We start from the raw sequence: 4,634 nt of genomic DNA on the forward strand, positions 1-4,634 counted from the left end.
AGATGGGTATAAGGGAGAGGGAGAGCGCCGAGGCGTCGGTGGCGCCTGCGGAGAGGCACTGGGCGGCCGGTCACGACGTGCGGCATGCCGAGTACGGGCACGGGTGGGTGCAGGGGAGCGGCCTCGGCCGGGTGACGGTGCGCTTCGAGACGCCGCTTTCGGCGCCGGGACGGGTGCGGACGTTCCGTACGGACGACCCGGAGCTGGAGCCCGCGGAGCCGCTGCCGCTGGTCGCCGCGCCGCCGTCCCCCACCTCCGGATGAGGTGGATCAGGGGAGGGGCAGGGGGTGGATCAGGCGTGGATCAGGGGGTCTCCGTGCCTGCGACGTGGCCGAAGTTCTGGTCCGGAGGCGGCACGGCGGGCGGGGCCGGTGGTGGTGTCGTGTCCAGGCCGTAGTGGTGGTAGAGCTGGAGCTCCTGCTCGGGGGAGAGGTGGCGGCCGACTCCGAAGTCCGGGGCGTCCCTGATCAGGGCCCGGTCGAAGGGGATGAGCAGGGTGCCGTCCTCGACCAGTTCGCTGGGTTCCAGGGGGACAAAGGCGTCCCGGCTGAAGAGACCGGTGCGTATGGCTGCCCATTCCGGTGCGCCGGTGGCATCGTCGAGGTAGACCTCGTCGATGGTGCCGATCTTCGCCCCGTTCCGGTCGAACGCCTTGCGGCCGATCAGGTTGCGCGGATCGATATCGGTCTGCACGGGCCCTCCAGCTGGTCGCGGCTTGTCGAAATCGGGCGTAACTCATCCTTAATCATTCGTAGTCACTACGAAAGAGCACTTCGGGGCAGGTGGCCACTCGAGGGATCGGTCCTGGTCCTCGCTGGTAGGCTGGCGCCTGGCCGCTGACCCCGTGCGGGAGAGCTCTCCGGAATGTACTTCCCGGAGGCGCCGAAGGAGCAAATCCTCCCCGGAATCTCTCAGGCACCCGTACCGCACGGACGAGGTCACTCTGGAAAGCAGGGCGGGCGTCGGGCGGGCACGTTCGGAACCCTTCCTCACCGACGGTGAAAGCAGGTCTGTCGACAGACGGGCCTGTGAAGCTCTCAGGTTGACATGACAGAGGGGGAGGCCGTCCGGGTACCCGCGCCGTGGTACCCCTCGCAGGTCGTGCAGACCAGGAGGCCTCCGCAATGACTGCCACCAATCGCATCCCGCTCTCCGAGCTCGAGCAGGGCATCCCCTTCGAGCAGCGGCACATCGGGCCCGATGCGGAAGCGCGCGCCAAGATGCTCGCCCAGGTCGGGTACGGCTCGCTCGACGAGCTGACGGCCGCCGCGGTACCGGATGTGATCAAGAACGCCGAGGCGCTGAACCTGCCCGGCGCACGCACCGAGGCCGAGGTCCTGGCCGAGCTGCGCTCCCTCGCCGACCGTAACCAGGTCCTCGATTCCATGATCGGACTCGGCTACTACGGAACCTTCACCCCGCCGGTCATCCTGCGGAACGTGATGGAGAACCCGGCCTGGTACACCGCCTACACGCCGTACCAGCCCGAGATCTCGCAGGGCCGGCTGGAGGCGCTCCTCAACTTCCAGACGATGGTCGCCGAGCTGACCGGCCTGCCCACCTCCGGGGCCTCGCTCCTCGACGAGGGCACCGCCGCCGCCGAGGCCATGGCCCTCTCGCGGCGCATGGGCAAGGTCAAGAACGGCGTCTTCGTCGTCGACGCCGACGCGCTGCCGCAGACCATCGCCGTCATCCAGACCCGCGCCGAGCCGACCGGCGTCGAGATCGTCGTCGCCGATCTGAGCGAGGGCATCCCGGCCGAGGTCGCCGAGCGCGGTGTCGTGGGCGTGCTCGTCCAGTACCCGGGCGCCTCCGGCGTCGTACGGGACATAAAGCCGCTCATCGACCAGGCCCACGAGATCGGCGCCGTCGTCACCGTCGCCGCCGACCTGCTCGCCCTCACCCTGCTCACCTCGCCCGGCGAGCTGGGCGCCGACATCGCCGTCGGCACGACGCAGCGCTTCGGCGTCCCGATGGGCTTCGGCGGCCCGCACGCCGGGTACATGGCGGTGCGCGAGAAGTTCGCCCGCAGCCTTCCGGGACGGCTCGTCGGCGTCTCTGTCGACGCCGACGGCAACAAGGCCTACCGGCTCGCCCTGCAGACCCGTGAGCAGCACATCCGCCGCGAGAAGGCCACCAGCAACATCTGTACCGCTCAGGTGCTGCTCGCCGTCATGGCCGGAATGTACGCCGTGTACCACGGGCCCGAGGGCCTCAAGTCCATCGCGCGGCGCACCCACCGGTACGCGACGCTGCTCGCCGCCGGGCTCACCGCCGGTGGTGTCGAGGTCGTCCACGGCGCGTACTTCGACACGCTGACCGTGCGTGTCGAGGGCAGGGCCGAGGAGCTCGTCTCCGCCGCCCGCGAAGGCGGCGTGAACATCCACCAGATCGACGCCGACCACGTCTCCCTCGCCTGCGACGAGACCACGACGCGGGCGCAACTGGCCGCCGTGTGGAGCGCGTTCGGGGTCGAGGCCGACGTCCAGGAGCTGGATGCCGCCACCGCCGACACGCTGCCCGAGGGCCTGCTGCGCAGCGACGACTACCTGGCGCACCCGGTCTTCCACCAGCACCGCTCCGAGACCGCGATGCTGCGCTACCTGCGCAAGCTCGCCGACCGCGACTACGCGCTCGACCGCGGCATGATCCCGCTGGGCTCCTGCACCATGAAGCTCAACGCGACCACCGAGATGGAGCCGGTCACCTGGCCCGAGTTCGGCCAGCTGCACCCCTTCGCCCCCGCCCAGCAGGCGCAGGGCTACCTCACGCTCATCCGTGAGCTGGAGGAACGTCTCGCCGAGGTCACCGGGTACGACAAGGTCTCCCTGCAGCCCAACGCCGGATCGCAGGGCGAGCTCGCGGGGCTGCTCGCGGTCCGTGGATACCACCGGGCCAACGGCGACGAGCAGCGCACCGTCTGCCTCATCCCGTCGTCCGCGCACGGCACCAACGCCGCGAGCGCCGTCATGGCGGGCATGAAGGTCGTCGTCGTCAAGACCGCCGACGACGGCGAGATCGACGTCGAGGACCTGCGCGCCAAGATCGAGAAGCACCGCGACGAGCTGTCCGTGCTGATGATCACGTACCCGTCGACGCACGGCGTCTTCGAGGAGCACGTCGCCGACATCTGCGCGTCGGTCCACGAGGCCGGCGGTCAGGTGTACGTCGACGGGGCCAACCTCAACGCCCTGGTGGGCCTCGCCAAGCCGGGCCACTTCGGCGGCGACGTCTCGCACCTCAACCTGCACAAGACGTTCTGCATCCCGCACGGCGGCGGCGGTCCGGGCGTCGGCCCGGTCGGTGTGCGCGAGCACCTCGCGCCGTACCTGCCCAACCACCCGCTGCAGCCCGCAGCCGGTCCCGAGACCGGTGTCGGCCCGATCTCCGCGGCGCCGTGGGGCTCCGCGGGCATCCTGCCGATCTCGTGGTCGTACGTACGCCTCATGGGCGGCGAGGGCCTCAAGCGCGCCACCCAGGTCGCGGTGCTCTCGGCCAACTACATCGCCAAGCGCCTGGAGCCGCACTACCCGGTGCTCTACACCGGCCCCGCCGGTCTCGTCGCGCACGAGTGCATCGTCGACCTGCGGCCGCTCAGCAAGGCGACCGGTGTCAGTGTCGACGACATCGCCAAGCGGCTCATCGACTACGGCTTCCACGCGCCGACCATGTCGTTCCCGGTCGCGGGCACCCTGATGATCGAGCCCACGGAGAGCGAGGACCTGGGCGAGATCGACCGGTTCTGCGAGGCGATGATCGCCATCCGCCGGGAGATCGAGAAGGTCGGCTCCGGCGAGTGGAGCGCCGACGACAACCCGCTGCGGAACGCCCCGCACACCGCCGTCGCGCTGAGCGGTGAGTGGGAGCACGGCTACAGCCGCGAGGAGGCCGTCTTCCCGCCCGGCGTCGTCGCCGCGGACAAGTACTGGCCGCCGGTGCGCCGCATCGACCAGGCCTACGGCGACCGGAACCTCGTCTGCTCCTGCCCGCCGCTGGATGCGTACGAGGACTGATGCAGGCGCCCGTGTGGAGCGGGCATGCGTCGGGGCCGGTTCGGAGACTTCTCTCCGGGCCGGCCCCTCGTCTTTCCTGTGCTGCTTCGGTGCTGTGCGGCGATGCTTGTGCGGTCGTGCCAGTGCTCAGGCGGCCGTCATGACCTGGTCGGTGCCCAGCGGTCGGTGCGGGGCGATGATCTGGCCGTCCGGCAGCAGCTCACCGGTGTCCTCGAAGATCAGGACGCCGTTGCACAGCAGGCTCCAGCCCTGCTCCGGGTGGCTGGCCGCGAGGAGCGCGGCCTCCCGGTCGGCGGAGTCGGCTGTCGGGCACGGTGGTTGGTGCTGGCACATGGAAGGGTTCTTTCGCTGCGATGAGATGGCTGTGACGTCGGTCCTGTGGCTCGATGCGGTATTCATAACCGCCCCCCGTTGTAGTTGGTCCGATCCCAGTGTTGCCCTCCGGGCGTCAATCCGCAGGGATTTTGCCGCAGCGGCTCCTACTGCTTAATGACGTATCACCCGCCCGGACGGTTCAGCCCAACTTCCCCGTCTCTTCGGGTGGTTCGGGGTGGCCTGACCGGGCTAGTCCACCTGGGTGGGCAGTGCTGTGCCCCGCGGCCGGGGGTGGCGGCGGGGCAC

Annotated in this window: 3 protein-coding genes, 1 pseudogene and 1 riboswitch; of the genes and pseudogenes, 2 read left to right on the forward strand and 2 right to left on the reverse strand. The window is 69.9% G+C overall.

Going from position 1 to position 4,634, the window contains the following annotated elements; translation table 11 throughout:
- Nucleotides 1-263: pseudogene (locus AOK03_RS29020) on the forward strand (DNA polymerase IV); the annotation flags it as partial.
- A gap of 40 nt (nucleotides 264-303) precedes the next feature.
- Here the strand turns inward: AOK03_RS29020 and AOK03_RS29025 are convergent.
- Nucleotides 304-693 (reverse strand): PRC-barrel domain-containing protein, encoded by a 390-nt coding sequence (locus tag AOK03_RS29025; protein WP_055568329.1) that lies wholly within the window; start codon nucleotides 691-693, stop codon nucleotides 304-306.
- 144 nt (nucleotides 694-837) lie between these two features.
- A riboswitch (glycine riboswitch) is annotated at nucleotides 838-937 on the forward strand.
- Between the two features lie 187 nt (nucleotides 938-1,124).
- Between AOK03_RS29025 and gcvP the strand changes: the two genes are divergently transcribed.
- Nucleotides 1,125-4,013, forward strand: coding sequence for an aminomethyl-transferring glycine dehydrogenase (gene gcvP, locus AOK03_RS29030; RefSeq protein WP_055568330.1), 2,889 nt, complete (start codon nucleotides 1,125-1,127; stop codon nucleotides 4,011-4,013).
- Nucleotides 4,014-4,139: 126 nt separating this feature from the next.
- Here the strand turns inward: gcvP and AOK03_RS29035 are convergent, their stop codons facing one another.
- The gene (locus tag AOK03_RS29035) at nucleotides 4,140-4,346 is read right to left on the reverse strand and encodes a DUF5999 family protein (protein ID WP_055568331.1); all 207 of its coding nucleotides are present in this window, start codon (nucleotides 4,344-4,346) and stop codon (nucleotides 4,140-4,142) included.
- Nucleotides 4,347-4,634 lie beyond the last annotated feature (288 nt).

The sequence above is a fragment of the Streptomyces atriruber genome (assembly GCF_001418325.1).
Taxonomy (GTDB): domain Bacteria; phylum Actinomycetota; class Actinomycetes; order Streptomycetales; family Streptomycetaceae; genus Streptomyces; species Streptomyces atriruber.

Bases quoted from the DNA above. Each gene is read 5' to 3' on its own strand.
- AOK03_RS29035 (WP_055568331.1), bottom strand. From the start codon at position 4,346: ATGTGCCAGCACCAACCACCGTGCCCGACAGCCGACTCCGCCGACCGG.
- gcvP (WP_055568330.1), top strand. From the start codon at position 1,125: ATGACTGCCACCAATCGCATCCCGCTCTCCGAGCTCGAGCAGGGCATC.